This is a genomic window from Marinobacter sp. LA51 (genome assembly GCF_030297175.1).
Lineage (GTDB): Bacteria > Pseudomonadota > Gammaproteobacteria > Pseudomonadales > Oleiphilaceae > Marinobacter > Marinobacter apostichopi.
In genome coordinates, this window is sequence record NZ_AP028070.1 from 1,159,554 (window position 1) to 1,183,974 (window position 24,421).

Here is a 24,421-nt window from a genome sequence, read left to right on the forward strand (position 1 = left end):
AGGCATTGATCTGCAGCGGGTAAGGCGGGACCAACTTCGGGCCCGCAGGGATGCAGTTCGGGCAATGCTGCGAAGGTTAACAGTGTTTTGGCGCAGTTGAACTGAATTCTGGGGGGCAGGTCAGTCTTACCGTTAAGCCGCTGTATTCATGAACAAAAAACGCGCCGGGGCTGTTGCCGACCGGCGCGTCACGGAGTAGTGCTTTTTGGTGTTGGAGTTATTGCTTAGTTGGCTGTCAGCTCAATCACATCAATCCCATACAGAGTAGTTGTCCCACTCACTTCATTCCCCACCGCCAGCATCGGCTTGCTGTTCGGGCTGCTGCTTGCAGGGATGAAGGCTAGGCCTTCGGGGCCCAGATCGCCAGCCAAACCGGCTTCCAGGTCAGTCTGGCTCGCGCTGAAGTCTCGGTTGTTGATGTATTGCACAAACTCGGGGCTCTGGGGGTTAGTAACGTTGTACACCATAATACCGCCCACCCGTTCCAGGCCGATGAAGGCGAAGGTCTGGCCGTTGATTTCACCCACGGTGATGGCTTCTGGCTCCGGGCCTTTGTCGTCAGATCGATCGTCTGAGGCATTTTCGTCGTTGGAGGCATTAAAGCCTTCCGGAATCAGGCTGGCGGTGATGCGTTCAAACTCGCTGCCGCTGTCGAAGACACGTTTGCCATCGGCAGACCAGATGCTGAAGGAGCGAGCGCCGTAACCGTAAAGGGTGTCGTACTCGCAATTATTCTCCACATGGAATACCACATCATCGATATCAATCTGGGTGTCACCATTCCGGTCGCCCAAGTCAGCGGGAAGCTGGGAGGCGTTGCAGCCGTTGCTGGAGCCCAGGGTAGAGGTAATGCGTAGGCGGCCCAGGTTTTCATCATCCTGCAGCCCGGCGATGCCCGTCAGAGCACCGGTCAGGGTCAGGTCGCCCACCCGGAATTCCTCAGTCCAGGTGTCGTAGTCCCGGGCGTCGCCCTCATTGGCGGTGAGGTAATAGGTTTTGCCGTTGTAACCATAGCTGGCCATGGAATCCGGGTTGTACATGCCCTTAACCGGCCAGTTGCGAATGTTGATGCCACTGTCGCGGTTGCTGGCGTCTAGCTCGTTGCCGATCAGGTTGTAGTCTTTGAAGCCCAGCGGAAGGATGGCGGTGATTTCACCAGCGGCGATGTCCAGCTCGGCCACGGCGTTGTTTTCCTGCAGGGCGACCCAGGCGGTTTGATCATCAATGGATACCGCGATGTACTCCGGCTCCATATCCTGGGCCAGTGTGGCGTTTGGGCCAAACACGCGCAGGCCGGCGGTTTCCAGTGTTGCCTGTTGGGCGTTGAACGATGTGAAACCGGCGGTGGTTACGGTGGCGGAGGCAACGCCGTTAGAGAGGTCGATGATGCTGACGGAGCCTTCCGGATCGTTACTGTAGTCGGAGTTGGGCTCGCCCTCGTTGGCCACCAGTACTTTCTGACCGTCGCGGGTGAACGTCACCATGTCTGGAAGTGCACCTACGGTGGCTTCGCCGACTTTATTCAGGTCGGTGGTGTTGTAAAAAACCACCTTGCCGTTGTCCTGCTTTACGTTGGCCTCAATGGCGACGGCCACCAGATCGCCGTATACCGCCACGCTGTTGGCAGAGGCGCCCTCAGCCGTGGCGTCGATGGTGCCAAGCAGGGTGGGCACCTCCGGGTCATTGATGTCCAGTACGTCCACGGTAGAGTTATTGGCGTTCACCACAAACAGGCGTTGGTTGGCGGCGTCGTGGGCGACAATTTCCGCGGCGCTTTCATCAAACGAACCGCTGGCGTATGTGCCCAGTACGTTCATTTCGATCAGGGTCTGGCTAGTTCCATTTGCGCCATTGCTGCCGTCGTCGCCGTCGTCGGTACAGCCGGCAAGGACGACCAGTGAGCTGGCCACGGCCATTGAAAGCAGGGTTTGGCGGAAAGTGGCGGTGCGAAGTTCCATAGTTGCCTCGGGTGTGAGTGAATCAATCGATGGATATGTTGTGATTCAACACCCTAGAGCTGACTAATGACGGTTCTGCGTCAGCTTTGCGACAGTTTGGAGACAGAGAGGTGACAGCGCTGGCTGGGAATACCGATTGCCCGTTATGACGTTCCTGCCGGGAAAAGACATCCTTTGGCTCAGCAATGAAGGCGAGGCAGCAGTAGAAGCACTATTGCACTGCTTGCAGTTGTTAGGCGCGCACCTCCCTGCGACGGTAGCCAATGAAAATGAGCAAGATTAAACAGGCGATACTAACGGACAGCGGAAAGAGCACCGTTGTCAGCGAATAGGTCTCCAAAGCCAATAGAGCAAATACATTTCTTGCCATAAACAATGTAAAGAAAAGAACGTTTTCCTGGTGAGGGGCGTCATAGGCTTTACGAATTGTGGGCCCAAAACCAAGCAGGTCGACGGTTGTAAGGACGACCACAGCCCACAACGGGTTTGACGTAAGGTACCAAAAGGGTAGTGAAGCCAATGCCGATAGAAAAAACACCCAGTCCGTTTTCGTTATTGAGATATCCGAACGTTTTACGAACGCAAGAAACGCAATGAAAACGGCAATGGCTCCTGAAACACCAATCGGCCAGGCGCCAATACCACCTTTGGCTTCAACTTGAGCAAAGAATACGATCGATGTGGTCGTTCCCCAAATAACCCAGGAGAATACATGCGGTTTTGTGGCTCCCGACAGTATCGAGAAGATATAGGGCACGAAGGCGACAAACGTGAGCGCTATCGCCAAGCCACTGAATGCCAGCTTGAAAATTGAATCCATATGTTACGCGTAACGTCTGAGTGAGCCATCCTGGCAAGAGCGTCTGCCGGCCATTGGCCGCTATCTGCCCTAATTGTCCCACTGAATCGAGGTTTGCCTGTCCGGCGGCGGAAGTTTGGGCAACATGGCCTCCACGTCAACCGTGTAGGTAGCGAAAAAAGTTTCCGCCGCTTCAATCAGAGCCGTCTCGGTTTTGAGGATACCAAGATAGACCGGCCATTCGGCGTCGATCAGATCCGTGCTGTAACGTTCCGAATCGACTTCCACCTGCAGCGCCAAAAACCGGAACTCCATTTCGTTCATGACGATGTAATCGCACCGGTTACGCAGAAACATTCCCAGCATCTGCTGTGCATTGTAACCGTCATGGCGGACCAAGTCGGTCCCGATCCGCCGCTCGAGTCGATCACTGTAAACAAACCATTTGCGCAGACAGATGTTGCCCTGAAGGTCATCGAAGGAGTCCGGTTGTCGGCCAGTCTGAGCGAACACTCGGTCACGCCAGATTAACACCGGTCCGACAGCGTGCATCCGGTCCGGCACCGGCATCCAACGCGGGCTGGCGAAAACCGCGTTAGCTAGTCCTTTTCCCAGGGCCCAGGCGTGGCGTTTGCGCGCCATAGGGCGGAAATCAGCTGCGATACCCGTCTCCACCGTGAACTCATTAATCACCTCGACCAGGATGCCCTTGTTAAGGTTGTCACCATAATAAAACGGCAGGAAGCCCTGATCCGACCCCATGATCTGGAGCGTTTGCGACGAAACTGGAAGGAACCAGAATGCTGAGATGATCAGCAGGACTATTCTCATTAGATTGCCCTCCCAGTGATTGATCGGGGGTAGTCAGAAGGGTGCATGCTTAAATGGTAGAGATAATCGCTCCTATCACAAGTGTGAGGTCAGAATTCACAGTTCTTCCTAGATTTAACGCCTGGCACACCGGTGCCCTGACTTGTTAGCGGGACTTTCGTAGTGTGGCGATATCGTCTAGCAACCTCTTCACTTCCTCCGCGGGATTGAGTTCGAAGGAATGCTCAAGCTCCAACACCTCACCGCTGACTATGTTCATGGCATCTTGCATGTGCTTGATTAGGTTTTTGATTTGATCTGGCGTGATACCAGCACGCTTGTAGGACTCCTCAATACTGAGCTTTCTGCTCCTATGCCCAAACACGTTCGACCGAAGTATGCAGATCTTCGTCCAGTTTTCCCGAATCTCCTCGGCAGCAGACTCCAGTTTATTTTCCACCTCGGGAGCAACGAGTTTTTTCTCTCGAACTTGTTGGAAAAGATTTGGCAGGTTTATCGTGTCCCGCCTGTTCTCAAACAATCGGTAGAGGGTAATTACTGCAGTCAAAAAGTGAGCATGAATGGTCGATTGAAAGAAAATTGTGTATTGGTTTAAGTCATCTAAGTGCTCTGTTCGAGCTTCCCTATTAGAAAGCTCCCACCAGATATCGTACGAAAGGCCCGCTTCCAAGAGCGCTTTCTTTAATTCCTGAATTTGCTCGCCGATTTCATCCATATCTTTTTTCACTAACGCTCGGCACATGCGCCGATTTGGAGCCACGAAGCGGCGTAAAATCGGTCGACGTGATGTCACTTGTTATGTTTTTTCGCTCATTTGTTCGATCAATCTGTACGATTTTGAACCAGGGTCGCGCAAGATTGAGATGGTATCGGTCATGATGTACTGCTCCCACGACTTCGCATTAGTTTGGAAATCTGAGAAGTAAATAGCATTTTCGATCCTGCGAAAATGCCTAAACCAAACACCCAGTTCAGGTTCTGTTCTTCTGATGTAGTTGTAATCACCCGCAACCGTGACAACAGCAAACGGGAAATGGTGAACGATGATTAAAACCTTATCGCCGACCTCCATATTTTTTGCAAAATCAACGTAATCTTTCTGAGTAGAGAGAATTTGTTGCTGTGCATCCGAGAGGAGATCTCCCACTTTAGTAGCAAAATCGAGACCGATGAATCCGGCGGCGATGCTTTGATTTGCGTAAAAGCCCGCGTTCGCTGAATCATCGGGGTGCAGTTGCATACGCCAATAGTTCATCGTGGTTTCCTTATTACACAAAACGCCAAGGTAAGCCACCGGTACGGAGCAGCGCGTAGTACCGGTCGGCTTCACCTACTGGTTAAAACTCGATCACTTGCGACGCAATTGCTCCGCAGCAATCCACTTAGAATCGGAAGGTCGGAGGATTTCCACAACTTTCCACGCATTGTTTTGAGTTCCACCCCGCATCTTGTTCACTGCTCTCGACACAGATGGAAAGCTCTCCCCGCCATAAACGACACAATCGCCTAAGATTTCAGCGTATCTGTATTCACTGTAGTACTTTGTTCGAATACGAGTTTTCTCACATAAGAACAGATTATTCCAAGTCAGTCCCTCTGTTACTCGCGGCCTGATTGGGTCATCTTGAGTGCGCTTTAAAAAGGCTTCTACTTGCTCTTCTATAACAGCGTTAGCGGCTGTGCCGTGACGACGCATGAGCTCTTGATAAAGCTCAAGTTGAATCGGTACTGCTACGAAATCGAGTTGAGAGACACTAGACATGACGTGGTTCCTCCACGGTTTATATGGAGAACTTTAGAGCGCTCTATAGTGCTTTGCAAGTTTTAACGCTTTGCTCACCGGTAAATTAGGAGCGCAGCGAGTAATTTATCCGTGTGCAGCAACTTGTTACGCACCTCTTGGCCACTCCTCATGAAGTCCAAAAATCTCTCTTAACGACAAACCTTCATGCCATTTCATTCTGTTTTCTTCAGGAGTAGCAAAAGGGAAGCATTTGAGTGATTCAGGAGCTGGCATAGTTGCCCATGGGTTGAAGTACACGGTGCCGTTCCTTGTAGCGAGTGATGATGCTTGTAAATCATTAAATAACCATGCTGCGCTGACGCGCGAGTATTGTGGCCCATTGTTTCCTTGCCACGCACCATTTGGCGCCCTCCGCAATTTTGGCTCGGCATCGACATTAGGAGAAAATACAAATTGCTCTTGCCCAAAAAGAGCCTGCATCTCATCAATAGGATCAAGGTGAAAGCTATCTAGATTTACAGCCACCACCAAGGGAGTATTGAGATCGCCATATTTTCCTCCCTTAAATTTGATCGCGTCGCGAATAGGACTCCAGGCATCGACCCAACCGCCGCCAACCCCTCCGATCCCGATAAGGTTCGAACTTTTCCCTCGGCGTTCCGGCTTAATTGGAATAGGGCGAATTTGCAGATTCCAACCATCGTGGCTCCACAAAATGGGTTCTAACGAATCAAATCCTGAATCCTCTATTTTTTGGTTTACCTCATCAGGATCAAGAGAATCTAACCACCTGTGTACCGTATTTTTTAACTTTTTCCCGCTAGGGGGACTTTTAGGACTACCTTCATCATCGAGCGAAATCATAAAGTTATGATGGGGCGACTTTGTCAATGTATCTAATACAGCCCCTTTTCTTGCTTCTCCGCCTTTGTCTAACCCGTTATTTTCGGTTGCGAGAACCGCCTCGAGATAAAAGCTCTCACCGTTCGGATCTAAAACATAGAAGTCAGGTTTATAGCGTTTTCCATTTGGAAGTTCGGGGTGCGGAGTAAGGAGGAAACCCCTTCTTCTCAGGGCGTCGTGCAAAAATAGTTCAAAAGTAGCTGATCTAAAATGAACGTCATCACCTGACCTGAGACGGGAAATAAGCTCTTCTACTTCCGATTCTGGATAGTTTGCAACACACTCTTCAATGAGATCCCTGACAGACCCCATTTCTGGCCTGGCAGAACGGTTATAAAAAATAAAATCAGACTCCAAGTTTTTCTTGGGAGAACTGTCTGTTCGTAGCACCCTATCAAAAACTTTCCGGCCAAACCTATTTGGCCAAACTCCCAAAATCTGTTTGAGGGCCCTCGTTCTTCTTTTTTGGCTAACTCTACCCATGAGGTCACTCAGTAGTGTGCGTAACGCCTTGCTCACCGGAAAATTAGGAGCGTAGCGAGTAATTTTTCCGAGTGCAGAAAATTGTTAGATTTCACCTGCATCTCTAAGCTGCTCCAAGGTAACCATATATTGGTTGGCAATGAGTTCAATTGCATAGCCAATATCCAATACCGGGAAATTCACTTGTTTACCGAATGCCTCTTGGAAGATGGTGTCTAAACTCTTTCCATGCGTGTCAAAACTGGTGATACGGTAAATAAAATATAGGTAACTTAGCCTATCACCATAATCGTTTTTAACCTGGGCAAGCATGCTATTTACATCCATTGTTCGATTCAGACTTGACCAAGAAGGATCTGAAGGCTCTAGCTTATCTTTATGAGGCAACAGCGGCTCATTTAAGAGCTTGTGGTAATCCAGCTTGAAAGCATCAATCAGACCAGCGTATCGATTGGCTGTTTGAGCAGGATCGTCAAATAAGTAGATAATCCAGAAATAGTTTTCCAGGATGGATCTGGAAAGAATATGAGTTATATAGCGCTCATCTAGGCCAGCACCTTTGTCACAGCTAAAACTCTCAAGAAGAGTTCCTGCTATAGAATAAAAACGCAATGCTTCTTGACCAAAGAAACCATTTGCACCGCTTCTCGACCCAAGCTGCTTGATGGCATCAAGTTCATTCTTCAACTGTTCAAAATAATCTTGCATACGATTCCTTGAAAAATCTAACACCGTATTCAACGAACACGTTCGTATAACACACGTTCGCATAAATCCATCTTCGGATGCTCTGTGCCCAGCAATATCGGCCTTTCAATCAATGCCATAGACAACTCAAAGCAACCACCGTCCGAATTTATACGCCCACCTGCGATCAGCCTGCGATAGCCAAAGGGGCGTATAACTCCAATCCCTAGCAATTTAGTTTCAACCCTATCAGATGGTTAGCGAGCTTTCCCGTCTTTCCCTCGGGCTTTTGCGAGCTTGTTCTTATAACTCCAGCCTGCAGTGCTACCGAGTGCGCAGATTCAGTGTTCGCGCGTTGCTTCAGAGGTGCCGTGCTGGTAATTTCAACCCAGTTTCACCGGGTAGGGTAGCCAAGGATTTGGTGTTGCGCGTAACCCGGTGTGCACATCGTTACTGCTTCAAAGGATTGAAGGCATGCCCCAGGCAAATGGATTGCAGTTCACCGTCCGTGTCGGTGAGTTTCCCTCAGACGTTTTTTCTGTAGTCGGCTTTGCGCTGACCGAAGCCCTTTCCGAGTTATTTCATGGCCGCTTACAGCTGGCGAGTACCGATCCCGCTATTGGCGCCGTGGATGTGCTCGAGCAGCCTGTCGAACTGTTGATCTGGCAGGATGGAGAACCGCTGCGTCGCTTCACCGGTGTGGTCAGCGAGTTTGTTCGCGGCGACTCCGGCCATCGCCGAACCCGCTATGAACTGGTCATCCAGCCGCCGTTGTGGCGGTTGGGGTTGATGCACAACAGCCGGATTTTCCAGAAGCAACGTCCCGACGCCATTGCACGCACACTGCTGGAAGAGCGGGGCATCGTAGACTCGGTGTTTGAGGTTAAGCGCGAGCCTGCGGAGCGCGAATACTGCGTTCAGCACCGGGAGAGTGACTTGGCGTTTCTGGAACGGCTGGCGGCTGAGGAAGGCTGGCATTACCGCTATCAGCATGGCGCGGTGGACGGCAGTGCATCGGCTGGCCTGATCCTCGCCGACCATCACGGCGATGCGCCGGTTCTGGTTCCAGTCGGATATAACGCCTCTACGGGTGGCAGTCACCGGCAATTGTCGGTGTTCCGGTTTCGCTACCAGGAGCGGGTCCGAGCCGCTTCGGTGGCGCTCAAAGACTATACCTTCAAGAATCCCGCCTACGCCTTGATTCATGAGCAGGGCGCCAGCACCCCCAACCATCGCGACGACTACCAGCATTTCGACTACCCGGGCCGATTCAAGGCCGATGCCAGTGGCCAGCCTTTTACCCAGGCAAAACTGGACGCGCTTCGAAACGACGCCAGCACCGCCCAGGGCGAGAGCAATCGCCCGGACTTCGCACCGGGCGCCAAGGTTGAACTCACCGATCATGACCAACCGAATCTGAACCGGGACTGGCTGCTCACTGCCGTTACTCATCAGGGCCAACAGCCTCAGGCTTTAGAGGAAGAGGGCGGGTCGGAACCAACTACCTACCACAACAGCTTCAGCGCCATCCCCGCGAACCTCACCTGGCGGCCGCAGTGTGTTCATCGCCCCATCATGGACGGGCCGCAGATCGCCATCGTCACCGGGCCCGAAGGAGAAGAAATCCACTGCGACGAACACGGCCGGGTGAAGGTGCGCTTCCCGTGGGATTGCTACAGCCAAAATGATGAACACAGCGGCGCCTGGCTGCGGGTTAGCCAGGGTTGGGCCGGCGGGCAATATGGTTTCGTAGCGCTGCCCCGCATCGGCCATGAAGTGATAGTGTCCTTTCTGGATGGCGACCCGGACCAGCCGATCATCACCGGGCGCACATACCACGCCACCAACAAACCACCGTACGCATTACCTGAGCACAAAACCCGCACCACCCTGAAAACCCAGACTCACAAGGGCGAGGGCAGCAACGAATTACGATTCGAGGACGAAGCGGATAAGGAACAGATCTACGTCCACGCCCAGAAAGATCTGGACCTGCTCACCGAACACAATCGAACCGAAGTGATCAAGAACGACAGCCACCTGACCGTCGTCAACAACCGGTTCGGGCGCGTGGGTGGCAACAGTCACAGCACGGTAGAAGGTGAGAGCAGAGAACACATCGCTGGCGATTTTAGCCACACCGTGGGTGGCAGCCACCACGTCCACCAGGGCCGAGCCCAGTTCATCGAGGCGGGCCGGGAGATTCATCACAAGGCTGGTATGAAGATTGTGATTGAAGCCGGGGCGGAAGTGACTCTGCAGGCCGGGGGCAGTTTTGTGAAGGTGGACCCGAGTGGCGTCACTGTCTCCGGGCCGCTGGTGCGGATGAATTCCGGCGGCGCGCCGGGTAGCGGTACGGCTGCTTCTGCTCAGCCACCGGAAGCCCCTCAAACAGTAGCGACGTGACCCGACAGCAACGTCTCAGTGGTGCGAACGGTTGTCAGGAAGCGTAAAGTAGGATCCTTTCAACCTTTTTAACACAGGGACGACTCGCTCACCGTGGACGAAAATAACGCCGATAGCTCTCAAAATAACTCTCAAAACAACTCTTCTGATAACTCAGACCACAACGCTGATAATGCTGCAGTTGCTGGGCCTCGCCCGCTAATCTCATCTGAGCTATCCACGCCCATTTACGGCATTTTTGCGCTGGGTGTTCTGTACACCCTGTATGTGGCGCACCAGATTGTTCTGCCCATTATTTTGGCGATTCTGACCAGCCTGTTGCTGTCGCCGGTGGTTAAGAAGCTGTACGTGGCCTTTCGGGTGCCGCGCATGGTGAGCGCGTTGTTGCTGGTGCTGATGGTGCTGGGTGGCATTGCGGGGGTGACATACGCGGTGGCATCGCCGGTGCTGACCTGGGCGGAAGAGGCGCCCCAGGGCATTTCCCGGTTGTTGGTGGGGCAGAGCGAGATCAAGCGTCAGATCAGCAAGGTCACGGAATCGGCCGAGAAGGTTGAGAAGTCCATGGAGGAGTTGTCTGACAGCAACAAGACAAAGCCGACCACGGTGGTACTGAAAACCGACTCCTGGCGTAGCCAGTTGATGAGTAAAGCCCGGGATGGCGTTGCCGGCCTGCTGTTAGCGCTGGCATTGACCTATTTCCTGTTGGTGGGCGGTGACCGGATTATCAAGAATTTTGTGCGCCAGCTGCCGAGGGTGCAGCGTAAAACAGTGCTGCGCATCACCCACGATTCCCAGCACCAGATTGCCCAGTACCTGGGTGTGCTGGCCCTGAGTAACACGGCCGTGGGCGTGGCAACGGGCCTGATGTGTTGGGCCATTGGCCTGCCCGATCCGGCGGTTTGGGGGCTGATCGCCGGCCTCGCACGGTTTATCCCTTACCTTGGTGTGATTCTGACCATCTCGCTGTTGGCGGTGGTGTCGGCGATCAGTCTGGATGTGGTCTGGCTGATGGCGTTTGCCCCGCTGGGCTACCTGGCACTGACGACGCTGGTGGGCTTTTTCATCGAGCCCTGGGTGCACGGTTTCCGGATGGCTATTAACCCGGTGGTGATCTTTGTCTCGATCTTCTTTTGGGGCTGGTTGTGGGGGCCGGTAGGCGTACTGCTGGCGGTGCCACTGATGACGGTGATTCAGGTGGTGCTGAAGCAGATCCCGAAACTGCGGCCGGTGTACAAGGTCATTGCGCGCTAGGTGCATTACGGATACCCGCAACACTCACTGACACCTCGGGGGATCTAACCTATGCTGATCTGAAGCCTACATTCAGTTAGCAGGGAGGATTCCCGCCCATGATTCCCACTTCCATGAAGGCCATGGTGCTTACCGGGCACGGCGGTGTTGATAAGCTTGAATATCAGGATGTGGCGACGCCCCAACCTGCACCCGGCGAGGTGCTGGTTCAGGTGACGGCCACGGCCAAGAACAACACTGACCGCAAGGCACGGGAAGGGTTGTACCCCACCAAGAAAGGGGAAATGACGTCCTTCCAGATGGGGGGCAAGCCCACCTTGCTGTTCCCCCGCATTCAGGGGGCAGACATTTCCGGCCGGATAGTGGCCGTAGGCGAGGGCGTGGATGAAAGCCGCATCGGCGAGCGCGGCCTGCTGGATTTCAACATCTACGCCGATACCCGCCGAGACATCAATCTCACCCCGGACTATTTCGGCCACGGTGCCGATGGCGGTTACGCTGAGTATGTGGCGCTGCCTTCCGACCAATTTCATCACATTCCCAACCCCGATCTTTCTGATGCCGAGCTGGCGTCCATGGGCATGTGTTCCTACCAGACTGCCTATCACATGGTCACCTCCGCCAATATCAAGTCGGGCGAACGGGTGCTGGTCACCGGCGCCAGCGGCGGGGTTGGCACCGCGCTGATTCAGTTGTGCCGAATCGTGGGCGCCATTCCCTATGCTCTGAGTAAGCAGGATAAGGCCGAGCTGTTGATGGCAATGGGCGCCGAGGCGGTGTTGGATCGCTCCGATATGGACAACTTCGTTGAGCGGGTAAAGGCGGCCACCGGCGGCAAGCCCATTGATGCGGTTATGGATCTGGTGGGCGGAGAGATGACCGATGTGTTCATCGATACCATGATCTTTGATATGAACGCGCGTTCCACTTACCCGCGCCTGAGCATTGCCGGGGCCAGCGGGGGCAATATCAGCGAAATCCTGTGGACCCGGATTTACCTGTACCAGGTGCAGATATTCGGGGTGTCTCACGGCACCCGTGAAGAGGCGGACCAGTTGATGGCCTGGATTCGGGGCGGCCAGCTCAGGCCGGTACTGCACGGTGCCTTCCGGCTCTCGAATTTGCGTCACGCAGAAAACTACTTTGTGAACCGGGGCAGCAACTACCTCGGCAAGATCGTGATTGTGCCCGATGCCCAGTGGGACGAACACGGCCAACCCTGGTCACTGGAGACACTGTGATGAAACCGGAACTGACCATTCAATTGATGGATACCCACGCCGGTGGCGACGTGAGCCGGATTGTGACTGGCGGTATTGATCCTTTGCCGGGCGATACCGTTCGGGCGCAGATGGAGTACCTGCGGGATGATGCCGATGGCCTGCGCCGGCTGCTGCTGGAAGAGCCCCACGGTATTCCCGAGATGTCGGTGGACCTGCTGGTGCCACCGACTGATTCCCGGGCCGCTGCCGGCTACATCATCATGGAGGTGATGGGTTACCCGATCTACTCCGGCTCCAACACCATCTGCACCGCCACGGCGGTGCTGGAAGCCGGCATAGTGCCAAAACAGGAAGGGCGTCAGCAGTTCATGCTGGAATCGCCGGCTGGCTTGGTGCAGATCGACGCCACTGTGCGCGACGGCGTGGTGGAAGCCATCACCTGTGAGGGCCTGCCCAGTTACATCGATACCTACCGGGCGACCATTGAGGTTCCTTCTCTGGGTAGGGTGACCTACAGTGTGGCGTACAGCGGCGGTTTCTATGCGCTGGTGGACGCCCAGCAACTGGGGTTCCATCTCACCCTGGACGAGGAGCGGGCGCTGGCGGCAACTGCCCACGCCATCGTGGAAGCGATCAAGGCCGAGCGGGGCTTCTCCCATTACACTCTTGGTGATGTCGGGCCCTTGCCGTTCCTGCACTTTATGGGGCCGGTGGAGCATGTGGCTGAAGGTTATTACCGATCCCGGTCGGCCACCTATGTGCACCCGGGCGTGATTTGTCGCAGCACCACCGGCACTGGTACGTCGGCCCGGCTGGCTTTGATGAACTACGAGGGCAGCATCCAGCCCGGCGATCGGCTGGAAACCGTATCCCTGCGAGAAACTGGCTTTATTGGCCAGTTCAGCGGCGTGGAGCGAGAGGGCGATCTGGAGGTGGTGAAGAACAACATCACCGGCAAAGGCTATGTCATCGCTCACTCGGATATCGTTATTAACTGTGACGATCCAATGGTGGACTGTTCCAGCCTTCATCACATTCTGTCTGGCCGTCATTCCCATCCGATTGATCCGGAGCCCTGAGCTCCGGTGCTGAATTTGTCCTCCAATACTCGCTCATAAAATGGCTGGATTTTGGGTCGTTTTGGTCTAAAGTTTACCTTTACGTAAAGTGAACCCTGTGATAAACCTGAAACTCGTGGACTTAACGACAACAACAACAGGAGTTGAAAATGAGCCTCCCGGAATACACTGCCGTCTACAACAGTTTTGATCCTGCCGCACTGGAAGCGGAGGTTCTGGACGGCCGCCTGAACAGCGGCCTGAACGTTTGCCACGAAATTGTCGACAAGTGGGCGACCGATCCCCAGAAAGTGGCGCTCTACTACGAAAAAGAGGACGGTGGCGACGGCGCACTGACCTTTGCGGAATTGAAAGAAGCCTCTGCCCGTTTTGCCAACTATTTGAAGGCCCAGGGCATCGGCAAGGGTGACCGGGTAGCCGCACTGCTGCCACGCACCCCTGAACTACTGATTGTGATTGCCGGCGCTCTGCGCGCAGGTGCGGTGTACCAGCCCCTCTTTACTGCCTTTGGTTCCGGCGCCATTGAGTACCGCTTTGAGCGGGCCAGCACCAAGCTGGTGGTGACCAACCCCGAGAATTTCCCAAAGCTGCTGGACGTGAAGGGTTGTCCGCCAGTGGTGGGTGTGAATGCCAAAGACATTGATGCCGACATTCCTGATTTCGAGGAAACCCTGGCGGCTCAGTCCAGCGATTTCGAACCGGTGATGGTGACCGGCGATGATCCGTTCTTGCAGATGTTTACCTCCGGTACCGTAGGTAAGTCCAAGGGTGTGGCGGTGCCCGCCAAGGCTCTGCTGGCGTTCTACGTGTACATGAAGTACGCCATTGAACTGCGCGACGACGACGTGTTCTGGAACGTAGCTGACCCGGGCTGGGCCTACGGCCTTTATTATGCTGTGGTGGGCCCGCTGCTGATGGGCCACGCGACTCATTTCAATCCGGGCGGTTTCACTCCGGAATCCACCTACGACATGATCCGCAAGTACAAGATCACCAACCTGGCGGCGGCGCCCACGGCGTACCGTTTGCTCAAGGCCAATGACCACGTGCTGCCGGAAGGCGAGAATCTGGGTCTGCGGGTTGCCAGCAGTGCCGGCGAGCCGCTGAACCCTGAAGTGGTGAACTGGATCAAGAACCGTCATTTCTGCCCAGTGAAAGATCACTACGGCCAGACCGAAACCGGCATGACCTGCTGCAACTTCCACGGCCTGGAGCACCCGGTTAAGGAAGGCTCTATGGGCTTTGCATCGCCCGGGCACCGGGTGGTGGCACTGAACGAAAAGAACGAGGAAGTAGGCGAGGGCGAAGTCGGTCAGCTGGCGGTAGATGTTGCGGCCTCACCCCTGTTCCACTTCGACGGCTACACTTGGGGCGAGAAAGATCCGTTCGTGAAAGGCTACTACCTGACCGGTGACATGGTGATTAACAACGGCGGCGGCTGCTACTCCTTCAGTGGCCGGGACGACGACATCATTACCACTGCGGGTTATCGCGTTGGCCCCGCCGACGTGGAAAGCACATTGCTGGAACACGCGGCCGTGGCCGAGTCCGGTGTGGTGGGCAAGCCCGACGAGAAGCGTGGCTCCATCATCAAGGCTTACGTGGTTGTGAAAAGCGATCAGGCGCCGGCGGACGATCAGGCTCTGAAAGACGAACTTCAGGAGCTGGTGCGCCGCCGGTTGTCCACCCACGCCTTCCCGCGTGAAATCGAATTTGTGGACGAGCTGCCGAAGACTCCCAGCGGTAAGATCCAGCGCTTCGTGCTGCGCAATCGCGCCAAGGACGAGCCCGGCGCATGATCATTACCTTTGAGGAACTGCAGGCGTTTCTCGACGAACAGTTTCCGCAGGGTGCCGCCTTTGGCACTCTGCAGGAGCTCGGTGATGGCTGGGCGGAAATGAAGCTGTGCGTGGATGAGGAGCACCTGAGGCCCGGAGGCACCGTCTCTGGTCCTGCGATGATGGGATTGGCAGATGTCACCCTGTACGCCGCTCTGTTGAGCAAAATTGGGCTGGTGCCGCTGGCGGTTACTACCAATCTCAACATTAATTTTCTGCGCAAACCCGTTGCCCATAAACCAATATGGGCTCGGGCCACCATGCTGAAAGTTGGCCGGACCATGGGCGTGGGCGAGGTACTCGTCTATTCCGAAGGTGCGGAAGAGCCGGTCGCTCATTCCACCATGACGTATTCCATCCCGCCTGAACGGTAAAGCCATGCAGATCCGAGACTCCATAGTACCTCTGGGTGACGGCATCCATGTGGAAGTGCGTCGCATCACCCATGCTGACCCCGGCTCGCCGCTCCAATCCCCGCGGCCCACGCTGGTATTCCTGCACGAGTCCCTGGGCAGCATCGCCTTGTGGCGCAAGTTTCCTGAACGCCTGGCCAAGGCCACAGGTTATGATGCCCTGATCTATAACCGCCTGGGTTACGGCAATTCTTCCGATGAGGAGCTGCCACGGCCCTACGGATATCAGGAGCGGGAAGGTGCAGTCATTCTACCGCGCCTGCTGGATGAGCTGGGCCTGGACAAGGTGGTGCTGATCGGCCACAGCGACGGTGGCTCAATCGCCCTCATCGCGGCCGGTGCGCTGGGCGAGCGAGCTCATGCGCTGATTACCATGGCGGCCCACACCTACGCGGACAGGCTGACGGTTGATGGCATCACCGAGATGATGGATCGCTATCAGACCACCGATCTGCGCGAGAAACTCCAGCGCTACCACGGTGCGAGGACCGACGATTTGTTCCGGGCCTGGCATACGGTGTGGCTGGATGAGGCGTTTGATGAGTCACTGGATTTCAGTGATTGGCTGGCGGGCATCCAATGTCCGTCTATGATCATTCAAGGGGAGATCGATGAATACGGGGTGCCTGAACAGGTCACCGAAATCGTCGCGGGCATTGGGGTGTCTGCCCAGCCACTCTTTATGCCAGACACGGGTCACTCGCCGCACCTTGAAAAACCGGACGAGCTTTTAGAGTGCGTCTGCGACTTTTTGCTAAGTCCAGAACCGGTGAAAAGCGAAAATAGACATTGACGTTTACGTAGACGTCAATTTACTCTGTAAACTAGTTCAAATGTACAACAATAACAAAGGTAGACTGGCTCATGAGTGAACAGTACGTTCTGGAGACCCGCAACCTTGTCAAAGAGTTCAAGGGCTTTGTTGCAGTCGACGACGTGAATCTGAAGATTCAGAAAGGCCACATCCATGCCCTTATCGGTCCTAATGGCGCCGGCAAGACCACCGTTTTCAATCTTCTCACCAAGTTTCTAATCCCCACCCGCGGCCAGATCCTGTTTAACGGCAACGACATCACCGCCCTGAAATCAGCGGCCATTGCTCGCAAAGGCGTGGTGCGTTCCTTCCAGATCTCTGCGGTTTTCCCGCACATGACCGCCCTGGAGAATATCCGGGTGGCGCTGCAGAGCTTTGAAGGCACCTCCTATAGCTTCTGGAAATCGGGAGCCAGCCTGAACCGGCTGAATGAGCGTTGCATGGATCTGCTGGATCAGGTTGGTCTGGCGGAATACGCCAACACAACCACCGTTGAGCTGGCCTACGGCCGCAAGCGGGCACTGGAGCTCGCCACCACACTGGCGATGGAGCCGGAGCTGCTGTTGCTGGACGAGCCAACCCAGGGTATGGGCGCCGAAGACGTTGACCGGGTCGTGGAACTGGTACGCAAGGCGGCCCAGGGCCGTACCGTGCTGATGGTGGAACACAACTTGAGCGTGGTCAGCAAACTGTGTGACCGGATTACTGTGCTGGCCCAGGGCGCGGTGCTCACCGAGGGTGATTACGACACGGTATCCGCCGACCCACGGGTTCGGGAAGTCTATATGGGGACAGATTCCAGTGGTGAGCGTGGCTCATCGTCTGAAGCCAGCGAAGCGGAGGCGGCAGAATGAGCCAGGCCCAGCAGAAAGAATACGAACAGTTGCGGGTTTCCGGGCTGCACTCTTTTTACGGCGAATCCCACATCCTCCACGGCATTGATCTGGTGGTGAACCGGGGTGAGCTGGTTACGTTGCTTGGCCGTAATGGTGCAGGCCGCAGTACTACCCTCAAATCGATCATGAACATGGTGGGTCGTCGCACCGGTTCCATCATGATCAATGGGGAGGAGACGATGTCTTGCGCCCCGCACCATATTGCCAGATTAGGTGTCGGCTACTGCCCCGAACATCGGGGCATTTTTTCGGCCCTCAGTGTCCAGGAAAACCTCACTCTGCCGCCGGTTGTGCGCAGTGGCGGTATGAGCCTGGAAGAAATCTACACCATGTTCCCCAACTTGTACGAGCGTCGCTTCAGCCAAGGCACCAAGCTGTCTGGCGGTGAGCAGCAGATGCTGGCCCTGGCCCGCATCCTGCGCACCGGCGCCAACATGCTGTTGCTGGATGAGATCACCGAGGGCCTGGCTCCGGTAATCGTCGAGAAACTTGGTCATGTTCTTACCAAGCTCAAGGAAAAGGGCTTGACGATCGTACTCGTGGAGCAGAATTTTCATTTCGCAGCGCCCCTGGCTGACCGGCATTATGTCGTTGAGCACGGGCAGATTGTGGAAGAAATCAGTGCCAATGAACTGAGTGCCAAGCAGTCGGTGCTGGATAGCTATCTGGGGGTATGACCCAGAAATAGGAAAGAACGAGCGTTAAAAAGCAAAAATAAACCTGAAACAACGCAACACAGTAGCGGAGATACAACAATGACAATGATGAAAAAGCTTCTGACCTCAGCCGTTGCCTCAGCCATGATGGCTACTGGTGCCCAGGCTGCAATTTCCAACGATACCGTAAAGATCGGCTACCTGGCGGACATGTCTGGTACCTATCGTGATCTGGCCGGCCCGAACGGCCTGAAAGCCATGGAAATGGCCATCGCCGATTTCGGCGGTGAAGTGAATGGCGCCAAGATTGAAGTGGTCAGCGCCGACGACCGTAACAGCGCCGACGTTGCCTCCAGCACCGTGCGTCGCTGGGTTGAGAACGAAGACGTGGATCTGGTTGCCGGCCTTGTCGCTTCATCCGTTTCCATCGCGGTGAGTGACATTCTGGAAGAGAACGGCCGCCTTGGTATCGTTTCCGGTTCTGCGGCCTCCAGCATCACCAACGAGCACTGCACCCCGAACCACATTCACTATGTGTACGACACCTACCCGCTGGCTAACGGTACCGCCAGTGCCGTGGTGAAAGAGGGCGGTAAAACCTGGTACGTCCTGACCGCCGATTACGCTTTCGGCCATGCTCTGGAAGGCGACGTTACTCGCGTGGTTGAAGCCAACGGTGGTGAAATCATCGGAACCCTGCGTCACCCGTTCCCGACACCTGACTTCTCATCGTTCATCCTGCAGGCCCAGGCTTCAGGTGCAGACGTTGTTGCTCTGGCGAACGCCGGTGCCGACACCACCAACGCCATCAACACCGCCAGTGAGTTCGGCCTGACCCAGTCTGGCCAGACCCTTGCCGCGCTGCTGCTGTTCCTGAACGACGTGAAAGCACTGGGTGTTGAAGCCGCCCAGGGTATCCAGCTGACCACTGGCTGGTACTGGGACATGAACGACGAGACCCGTGCCTGGTCTGATCGCTTCATGGAAGAAACCGGCGCACGTCCGACCATGATTCACGCCGGTGTCTACTCCAGCACCATGCAGTACCTGAAGGCCATCGAAGCCACTGGTTCTGACGATGCCCAAACGGTTCGTAAGCAGATGATGAACACGCCAATCAACGACATGTTCACCAAGAACGGTGTGATTCGTGAAGACGGCCGCATGGTGCACGACATGTACCTGGCGGAAGTTAAAACTCCGGCCGAGTCCAAGAACGAGTGGGACCTGTACAAGATCCTGCGCACCATCCCGGCTGAAGAAGCTTACCGTCCGCTCTCTGAGAGCAAGTGCCCTCTGGTTAATAAGTAAGAGCGTAACCCAGGGGACCCTTCGGCGAATTGAGCCGGAGGGTCCCCGGAATCCGCAGCGGTGGTCTTTGCGCCCCCGTCTGCGCAGCTTCTGGAGTTAGCAACATGTCCATGATTTTCGGTGTCCCCCTTGCTGTGCTGTCTGGTCAGCTTCTGATCGGGGTCATTAACGGTGCGTTCTACGCACTGTTGAGTCTCGGGCTTGCCGTCATATTCGGTCTGCTCAAGATCATCAACTTTGCCCACGGGGCAATGTACATGCTCGGTGCAATGGTCACCGTCATTATGTTCGATGTAATGGGTGTCAACTACTGGGTTGCCCTGTTTATGGCACCGTTGCTGGTAGGCGCGGTCGGGGTATTGATCGAGTACTTCCTGCTTCGCCGCATCGCCGGCCAGGACCACATCTACAGCCTGTTGCTGACCTTTGGTATTGCTCTGTTGATGCAGGGTGTACTGACTAATATCTATGGTGTATCCGGCCTGCGTTACTCTATGCCGGATCTCTTCAAGGGCGGGATCAACCTCGGGTTTATGTTCCTCCCGTACTATCGGGCCTGGGTTATCGGCATCGCGCTGGTGGTGTGCTTCGGTACCTGGTTCATGATCGAGAAAACCAAGCTCGGTGCTTATCTGCGCGCCGGTACCGAAGATGCCCAGCTGATGCAGGGCTTCGGTATCAACGTGCCGCTGCTGGTCAGTCTGACTTATGGCTTTGGTGTGGCTCTGGCGGCGTTCGCCGGTGTCCTGGCAGCGCCCATCTACTCGGTGACACCGGTAATGGGCTCGCACATTCTCATTACCGTGTTCGCTGTGGTGGTGATTGGCGGTATGGGGTCCATTAGTGGTGCGATTATCACCGGCATCCTGATGGGTGTTGTGGAGGGCCTCACTAAAACCTTCTACCCGCCTGCTTCGTCCGCAGTGATCTTCCTGGTCATGGTGGTAGTTCTGATGTTCCGGCCTGCGGGTCTGTTTGGTAAGGAGGCGTAATCATGAGCCAGTCATTCGATTCGACGGCGATTCATCAAGCCATCCTGGAACAGCAGAAAGCCGATGGCCGCAAGAAGATGTTACTCAACGCGGTGCTGGTCCTGCTTTTGGTCGCCGCCCCGTTTGTGCTGTACCCGGTCTTCCTGATGAAGATCCTGTGTTTTGCACTGTTCGCGGTGGCCTTTAACCTGCTGTTCGGTTTCACCGGGCTGTTGTCATTCGGCCATGCCGCGTTCCTGGCAACGGGTGGCTACACCACCGGTTACCTGCTCACCAACTTTTCCGGTTTGAGCACTGAAATGGGCATTCTGGCGGGTACTGCGGTTGCAACCTTGCTGGGCCTGGCCTTTGCGCTGCTGTCCATTCGCCGCCAGGGCATCTACTTCGCCATGGTGACCCTGGCGCTGGCACAGTTGGTGTTCTTCTTCTTCGTACAGTCGGAGTTCACCGGCGGTGAGGATGGCATGCACGGGATTCCCCGTGGCCACTTGCTGGGAATGATCGATCTCAATAACAACTTCAACATGTACTACTTCGTGTTGGCGGTGTTCCTGGGGTGCTACCTGCTGGTTCAGCGTATTGTCTCCAGCCCGTACGGGCAGGTACTCAAGTCCATCAAGCAGAACGAACCTAGAGCGGTTTCACTGGGCTACAACGTGAACCGCTACAAGGTGCTGGCGTTTGTGATTTCGGCGGCTTTGGCTGGCCTGGCGGGCTCGATGAAGTCGGTAGTGTTCCAGCTGGCGTCATTGAACGACGCTCACTGGCACATGTCGGGCGAGGTCATCCTGATGACTCTGGTTGGCGGCATGGGCACCTTGCTTGGTCCCGTGGTTGGCGCCACCTTCGTGGTGAACGTAGAGTATCACCTGTCTCAGGGCGCCTTGCGCGACTGGGTGGATCCGATCCTCGGCGGCATCTTCATTCTGGTAGTACTGGCGTTCCGCAGCGGCTTCGTTGGTGAGCTCCAGAAGTTCTTCAAAAAGAATCTGGGCTAAGTCTCTTTCGAGATTGCGATAAGGCTGAGGATCTGGCCGTCCCGGTTTACGAACTGGGCGTCCAGCTCCCGGTCGCAGCACCAGTGCTCCGACAGGTCGGTGAGCAGGCGCAGCCGCGCGGTGCCATCGGCCTGCCACCCAAGCAGTTCCGCATGTTCAAAGTAGAACCGTTTCAGGGTTAGCGGATAGAGCGTCTTGAACAGGGTTTCCTTCAAAGAAAACGCAAGCGTAAGAAATTCCCCGGGTGTATCCGTCAGAGTGGTCGCAAAGCGGTCTTGCTCGGCCTTGGTCAGAATCTGATCGGTCAGTTTCAGGGCCCTCTCATCCGGCATCAAGTGTTCCAGGTCCAGGCCCACGCTGGCGTAGTGGGGCGCTGCTCCCACAATGGCCGCCGCCTTGCCATGACTGTGGGTAATAGACCCCACGCTACCTGCTGGCCACTGGGGTGCACGATCCTCGCCCGTACCGGGCACAGCGCCCAACCCGATGGCCTTCCGCAAAGCTTCACGCGCACACAATCGCCCGGCCAGATATTCGGCTTTGCGCTTGGCGACCGCTCGGTGAAGGTTGGAGGGCATCGTAATACCGCAATGTTCGAAGTCCCGGTCCTGAAGCCCGTCTGAATCGAAGTCCACTGCGACCAGGGGGAGGTGTGGCAGCGGACGCGGCCAGGGCAGGCGGTCGTCCCGTTCGGTGCAAAAGGCAGGTAGGGTTGCTTTGAAGGACATCCAGTTAAGGCTCGGGAGTTGAAGCGGTATAGGGTGTTATCGCTGCTCGGGCAACGCCATCAGCATAGCTTATCCAAAAAAAAGCCGCACCCAGGGGTGCGGCTTTGCCTCGTCAACGTCGCAATTACCGGGTGACGTTCGCGAAGTACTTCTCAAGACGATCTTTGTTGGTGGCCGCGGCAGCGGTCAGCTCCGCCACGGCAGCCTTGGCGCTGTCGTAGTTAGTGGCTTCGCCCACCTGGATCACGCCTGCCATGTTCAGCGCAGCGTGCGGGGTGCACTTGTAGACGTATACGCCTTCCTCGTCCAGGGTCACGGTAATCTCTTCATTGATACCACCCTGCCAGCCACTGGCACCATCCGGAGCTGCTACGGTGGCGGAGTTGTGCGCCTGGCCGACCAGGACGAACTTCACGGTGTCACCCGGCTCGGCTTTCACGAAGCCTGGCTCGAATACCATCGCTCCATCAGCGCCTGCGTTCTTCATTTCGACAACGTGCTCTGCTGCGAATACGCCGCTGGAGAAAGCAGTAATTGCCAGTGCAGCCAGTGCCTGTTTTAGCTTCAATCGCATAGTACACCTCGTTTGCAAGGTTGGTTGGTTATCTCAATCTCGGGATTGTACGGAAGGATTGCGTGCGAGGATTGGAATCCGATTAAGGGGATGTGCTTATGGGAAAAGGACAGCCCCGACCATAGTGGATCGGGGCTGCCGTGCTGTATCTACAAGGTGTTGGTAGGCACTGAGAGCGCCCATTAAACGACGAACATCTAACCGACGAACATCTTCTTGGCCAGGGGTAGGCCTTTCAGGCCGCTGACTGCGATCGTCGTCAGCAGGCCGCCAATCATGGCACCCACCACGCCGCAGGTCATTACGTCCTGGCCGGTCAGGTACAGCCCCGGGATTCGGGTCTTGGGTTTGAGCCAGTCCTGCTCGAAGCGATCCGGGGTGTGGTTCAGGCCATAGATCTCACCTTTGCTGTAGCGGCAGAAGTAATCGGTGGATAGCGGCGTGGACAGCTCGTAGTAGTCCACCTTGCCTTCCAGGTGCGGAAACTTCTCGTACAGCTTGGCCAGCAAGCGCTGGGCGTAGGCTTCTTTCTCCGCCTCGTACTCTTCACCCCGTTTGCCCCAGGTTTTGTCAGCCCACTCCGCGTACCACTCGTGGGGGCCGGGAGCGACAATCTCGATGGTGGCGCGGCCCGGGTAACGATCAGAGAAACTCGGATCCTTGGCGGACGGGAAGGAAATATAGGTCAGCGGGATGTCGGCTTTGTCCGGCGCTGCCATAAACTCTTCAAGGTTCTTTTCATAGTTGGGGCCAGGGTAAATCCAGTAGTTCGTTTTCGGAAGCTTCAGGTTTTCGGCGGTGTCCTGCAGGCCGATGTACAGGCAGTTGCTGGCCATGGAGCGTTCCACAGTTTGCAGTTTTTGCTGGTAGAAATCTTTTTCAGGGGCCGTCTCAGGCAGCAGGGTGCCAAAGGTGTTGAATACACCTGCGTTGCTGATCACCAGTGGCGCCCGAACTTCCTCACCATCGGCCATGCGCACGCCCACGGCTTTGCCTTTCTCGATCAGAATCTCTTTCACATCGGCATAGGTGAATACTTCGCCGCCGCTTTGCTGCACCACCGGAATAATAGTCTTGGCCATCTCGGAGGCGCCGCCGATGGGGTAGTAGCCGCCGTACAGGTAATGCCGCGCAATCAATGCGTGGATGATGAAGCTGGATTCTGCCGGTGGCAGGCCGTTGTCGCCCCATTGGCCGGCCAGTACCGCAATCAGTTCCTGGTTGCTGGTCAGGCTTTCCAACACTTCACGGGTGGGTTTGTTGAGAAAATCCGGTGCGGCGCGGCCCACGATTTTGCGCAGCGGGCCGGCGGCGAGATCCGGCAGTACCTTGCCAACCACCAGACCAGGCATGGCTTTGGCAACCTGGCGCAGATACTTCACGTAGGTATCGATGGCTTGTTCTTCGCCGGGGAAGGCCTGCTTGAGCTCGGCTTTGAAGGCTTTCGGGCCAGCCACCAGGTCTACGTGCCGGTCACCCAGGAAAATACGGTCGTAACGGTCATCCAGTGGCGCCCATTTCAATTCACCGTCGGTAATGTGATCGAACAGGCGCTTGCTCAGGGTGTGGTCGGCGCCCATGTCGCCAATGTAGTGCACCCCCACGTCCCATTCGTAGCCGTTGCGATCGTAGCTGTGGGTGAAACCGCCGGCAGTATAGTGCTGTTCGAACACCACCACTTTCTTGCCCAGTTTGCTCATGCAGGCGGCGGTAGTGAGGCCGCCGATACCGGAGCCGATGACAATAGCGTCGTAGGGGCCATTTAAACGTTTGGCGCGATAGCGCTTGCCGACGCGGATGGTGCTGGGTTTGGGGCTGCTCATGGGATGTTTTCCTC

At 55.7% G+C, this 24,421-nt stretch carries 23 protein-coding genes; 12 read left to right on the top strand and 11 right to left on the bottom strand.

What is annotated here, in order from left to right; genetic code table 11:
- Window positions 1-224: 224 nt before the first annotated feature.
- The 8 genes from QUE89_RS05360 to QUE89_RS05395 all read right to left on the bottom strand — a co-directional run bounded on the left by QUE89_RS05360 (window position 225) and on the right by QUE89_RS05395 (window position 7,426).
- A complete protein-coding gene (locus tag QUE89_RS05360) occupies window positions 225-1,958 on the bottom strand; it encodes a choice-of-anchor I family protein (RefSeq protein WP_286222190.1) in 1,734 nt (577 codons plus the stop codon).
- A gap of 232 nt (window positions 1,959-2,190) precedes the next feature.
- Window positions 2,191-2,778 carry a hypothetical protein gene (locus QUE89_RS05365; RefSeq protein WP_286222191.1) on the bottom strand — a complete coding sequence of 196 codons (588 nt, stop codon included), beginning with the start codon at window positions 2,776-2,778 and terminating at the stop codon, window positions 2,191-2,193.
- A 69-nt stretch (window positions 2,779-2,847) separates the two neighbouring features.
- On the bottom strand, window positions 2,848-3,588 hold the full coding sequence (locus tag QUE89_RS05370) for a type 2 periplasmic-binding domain-containing protein (RefSeq protein ID WP_286222192.1): 741 nt from the start codon (window positions 3,586-3,588) through the stop codon (window positions 2,848-2,850).
- Window positions 3,589-3,733: 145 nt separating this feature from the next.
- Window positions 3,734-4,315 carry an AbiU2 domain-containing protein gene (locus tag QUE89_RS05375; RefSeq protein ID WP_286222193.1) on the bottom strand — a complete coding sequence of 194 codons (582 nt, stop codon included), beginning with the start codon at window positions 4,313-4,315 and terminating at the stop codon, window positions 3,734-3,736.
- 69 nt (window positions 4,316-4,384) lie between these two features.
- On the bottom strand, window positions 4,385-4,843 hold the full coding sequence (locus QUE89_RS05380; RefSeq protein WP_286222194.1) for a hypothetical protein: 459 nt from the start codon (window positions 4,841-4,843) through the stop codon (window positions 4,385-4,387).
- Between the two features lie 93 nt (window positions 4,844-4,936).
- Entirely contained in the window at window positions 4,937-5,350 is a 414-nt protein-coding gene (locus tag QUE89_RS05385) for a hypothetical protein (protein ID WP_286222195.1), read from the bottom strand.
- Window positions 5,351-5,476: 126 nt separating this feature from the next.
- Window positions 5,477-6,718 (bottom strand): hypothetical protein, encoded by a 1,242-nt coding sequence (locus QUE89_RS05390; RefSeq protein ID WP_286222196.1) that lies wholly within the window; start codon window positions 6,716-6,718, stop codon window positions 5,477-5,479.
- A gap of 84 nt (window positions 6,719-6,802) precedes the next feature.
- Window positions 6,803-7,426 (bottom strand): hypothetical protein, encoded by a 624-nt coding sequence (locus QUE89_RS05395; protein ID WP_286222197.1) that lies wholly within the window; start codon window positions 7,424-7,426, stop codon window positions 6,803-6,805.
- A 453-nt stretch (window positions 7,427-7,879) separates the two neighbouring features.
- Here QUE89_RS05395 and QUE89_RS05400 point away from each other — a divergent pair, with 453 nt between their 5' ends.
- The 12 genes from QUE89_RS05400 to QUE89_RS05455 all read left to right on the top strand — a co-directional run bounded on the left by QUE89_RS05400 (window position 7,880) and on the right by QUE89_RS05455 (window position 21,282).
- A complete protein-coding gene (locus QUE89_RS05400) occupies window positions 7,880-9,811 on the top strand; it encodes a type VI secretion system Vgr family protein (RefSeq protein WP_286222198.1) in 1,932 nt (643 codons plus the stop codon).
- Window positions 9,812-10,012: 201 nt separating this feature from the next.
- Window positions 10,013-11,062, top strand: coding sequence for an AI-2E family transporter (locus tag QUE89_RS05405; protein ID WP_286222826.1), 1,050 nt, complete (start codon window positions 10,013-10,015; stop codon window positions 11,060-11,062).
- 98 nt (window positions 11,063-11,160) lie between these two features.
- Entirely contained in the window at window positions 11,161-12,303 is a 1,143-nt protein-coding gene (locus QUE89_RS05410; RefSeq protein ID WP_286222199.1) for a zinc-binding dehydrogenase, read from the top strand.
- Window positions 12,303-13,364, top strand: coding sequence for a proline racemase family protein (locus tag QUE89_RS05415; protein ID WP_286222200.1), 1,062 nt, complete (start codon window positions 12,303-12,305; stop codon window positions 13,362-13,364). The genes QUE89_RS05410 and QUE89_RS05415 overlap by 1 nt, the downstream gene beginning before the upstream one ends.
- 149 nt (window positions 13,365-13,513) lie before the next feature.
- Window positions 13,514-15,163, top strand: a complete 1,650-nt coding sequence (locus tag QUE89_RS05420; protein WP_286222201.1) for an AMP-binding protein — start codon at window positions 13,514-13,516, stop codon at window positions 15,161-15,163.
- A complete protein-coding gene (locus tag QUE89_RS05425) occupies window positions 15,160-15,576 on the top strand; it encodes a PaaI family thioesterase (RefSeq protein WP_286222202.1) in 417 nt (138 codons plus the stop codon). The genes QUE89_RS05420 and QUE89_RS05425 overlap by 4 nt, the downstream gene beginning before the upstream one ends.
- A gap of 4 nt (window positions 15,577-15,580) precedes the next feature.
- Complete coding sequence (locus QUE89_RS05430) at window positions 15,581-16,408, top strand: alpha/beta fold hydrolase (protein WP_286222203.1); 828 nt, start codon at window positions 15,581-15,583, stop codon at window positions 16,406-16,408.
- Between the two features lie 71 nt (window positions 16,409-16,479).
- On the top strand, window positions 16,480-17,283 hold the full coding sequence (locus QUE89_RS05435; RefSeq protein WP_286222204.1) for an ABC transporter ATP-binding protein: 804 nt from the start codon (window positions 16,480-16,482) through the stop codon (window positions 17,281-17,283).
- The gene (locus QUE89_RS05440; RefSeq protein WP_286222205.1) at window positions 17,280-18,002 is read left to right on the top strand and encodes an ABC transporter ATP-binding protein; all 723 of its coding nucleotides are present in this window, start codon (window positions 17,280-17,282) and stop codon (window positions 18,000-18,002) included. Before QUE89_RS05435 ends, QUE89_RS05440 begins: the two co-directional genes overlap by 4 nt.
- A 78-nt stretch (window positions 18,003-18,080) precedes the next feature.
- A complete protein-coding gene (locus QUE89_RS05445; protein ID WP_286222206.1) occupies window positions 18,081-19,292 on the top strand; it encodes an ABC transporter substrate-binding protein in 1,212 nt (403 codons plus the stop codon).
- A gap of 104 nt (window positions 19,293-19,396) precedes the next feature.
- A complete protein-coding gene (locus tag QUE89_RS05450) occupies window positions 19,397-20,284 on the top strand; it encodes a branched-chain amino acid ABC transporter permease (protein ID WP_286222207.1) in 888 nt (295 codons plus the stop codon).
- Between the two features lie 2 nt (window positions 20,285-20,286).
- A complete protein-coding gene (locus QUE89_RS05455; RefSeq protein WP_286222208.1) occupies window positions 20,287-21,282 on the top strand; it encodes a branched-chain amino acid ABC transporter permease in 996 nt (331 codons plus the stop codon).
- On the opposite strand, the gene QUE89_RS05460 is transcribed toward QUE89_RS05455, so the two are convergent.
- The 3 genes from QUE89_RS05460 to QUE89_RS05470 form a co-directional block, all read right to left on the bottom strand.
- Window positions 21,279-22,010, bottom strand: coding sequence for a 4'-phosphopantetheinyl transferase family protein (locus tag QUE89_RS05460; protein ID WP_286222209.1), 732 nt, complete (start codon window positions 22,008-22,010; stop codon window positions 21,279-21,281). The two genes, QUE89_RS05455 and QUE89_RS05460, sit on opposite strands and share 4 nt — an antisense overlap.
- Before the next feature lie 124 nt (window positions 22,011-22,134).
- Entirely contained in the window at window positions 22,135-22,584 is a 450-nt protein-coding gene (locus QUE89_RS05465; protein WP_286222210.1) for a pseudoazurin, read from the bottom strand.
- Between the two features lie 197 nt (window positions 22,585-22,781).
- A complete protein-coding gene (locus tag QUE89_RS05470; protein ID WP_286222211.1) occupies window positions 22,782-24,407 on the bottom strand; it encodes a phytoene desaturase family protein in 1,626 nt (541 codons plus the stop codon).
- Window positions 24,408-24,421: the final 14 nt, after the last annotated feature.

Bases quoted from the DNA above. Each gene is read 5' to 3' on its own strand.
- QUE89_RS05360 (WP_286222190.1), bottom strand. From the start codon at position 1,958: ATGGAACTTCGCACCGCCACTTTCCGCCAAACCCTGCTTTCAATGGCC.
- QUE89_RS05365 (WP_286222191.1), bottom strand. From the start codon at position 2,778: ATGGATTCAATTTTCAAGCTGGCATTCAGTGGCTTGGCGATAGCGCTC.
- QUE89_RS05370 (WP_286222192.1), bottom strand. From the start codon at position 3,588: ATGAGAATAGTCCTGCTGATCATCTCAGCATTCTGGTTCCTTCCAGTT.
- QUE89_RS05380 (WP_286222194.1), bottom strand. From the start codon at position 4,843: ATGAACTATTGGCGTATGCAACTGCACCCCGATGATTCAGCGAACGCG.
- QUE89_RS05385 (WP_286222195.1), bottom strand. From the start codon at position 5,350: ATGTCTAGTGTCTCTCAACTCGATTTCGTAGCAGTACCGATTCAACTT.
- QUE89_RS05390 (WP_286222196.1), bottom strand. From the start codon at position 6,718: ATGGGTAGAGTTAGCCAAAAAAGAAGAACGAGGGCCCTCAAACAGATT.
- QUE89_RS05395 (WP_286222197.1), bottom strand. From the start codon at position 7,426: ATGCAAGATTATTTTGAACAGTTGAAGAATGAACTTGATGCCATCAAG.
- QUE89_RS05400 (WP_286222198.1), top strand. From the start codon at position 7,880: ATGCCCCAGGCAAATGGATTGCAGTTCACCGTCCGTGTCGGTGAGTTT.
- QUE89_RS05410 (WP_286222199.1), top strand. From the start codon at position 11,161: ATGATTCCCACTTCCATGAAGGCCATGGTGCTTACCGGGCACGGCGGT.
- QUE89_RS05415 (WP_286222200.1), top strand. From the start codon at position 12,303: ATGAAACCGGAACTGACCATTCAATTGATGGATACCCACGCCGGTGGC.
- QUE89_RS05420 (WP_286222201.1), top strand. From the start codon at position 13,514: ATGAGCCTCCCGGAATACACTGCCGTCTACAACAGTTTTGATCCTGCC.
- QUE89_RS05425 (WP_286222202.1), top strand. From the start codon at position 15,160: ATGATCATTACCTTTGAGGAACTGCAGGCGTTTCTCGACGAACAGTTT.
- QUE89_RS05430 (WP_286222203.1), top strand. From the start codon at position 15,581: ATGCAGATCCGAGACTCCATAGTACCTCTGGGTGACGGCATCCATGTG.
- QUE89_RS05435 (WP_286222204.1), top strand. From the start codon at position 16,480: ATGAGTGAACAGTACGTTCTGGAGACCCGCAACCTTGTCAAAGAGTTC.
- QUE89_RS05440 (WP_286222205.1), top strand. From the start codon at position 17,280: ATGAGCCAGGCCCAGCAGAAAGAATACGAACAGTTGCGGGTTTCCGGG.
- QUE89_RS05445 (WP_286222206.1), top strand. From the start codon at position 18,081: ATGACAATGATGAAAAAGCTTCTGACCTCAGCCGTTGCCTCAGCCATG.
- QUE89_RS05450 (WP_286222207.1), top strand. From the start codon at position 19,397: ATGTCCATGATTTTCGGTGTCCCCCTTGCTGTGCTGTCTGGTCAGCTT.
- QUE89_RS05455 (WP_286222208.1), top strand. From the start codon at position 20,287: ATGAGCCAGTCATTCGATTCGACGGCGATTCATCAAGCCATCCTGGAA.
- QUE89_RS05460 (WP_286222209.1), bottom strand. From the start codon at position 22,010: ATGTCCTTCAAAGCAACCCTACCTGCCTTTTGCACCGAACGGGACGAC.
- QUE89_RS05465 (WP_286222210.1), bottom strand. From the start codon at position 22,584: ATGCGATTGAAGCTAAAACAGGCACTGGCTGCACTGGCAATTACTGCT.
- QUE89_RS05470 (WP_286222211.1), bottom strand. From the start codon at position 24,407: ATGAGCAGCCCCAAACCCAGCACCATCCGCGTCGGCAAGCGCTATCGC.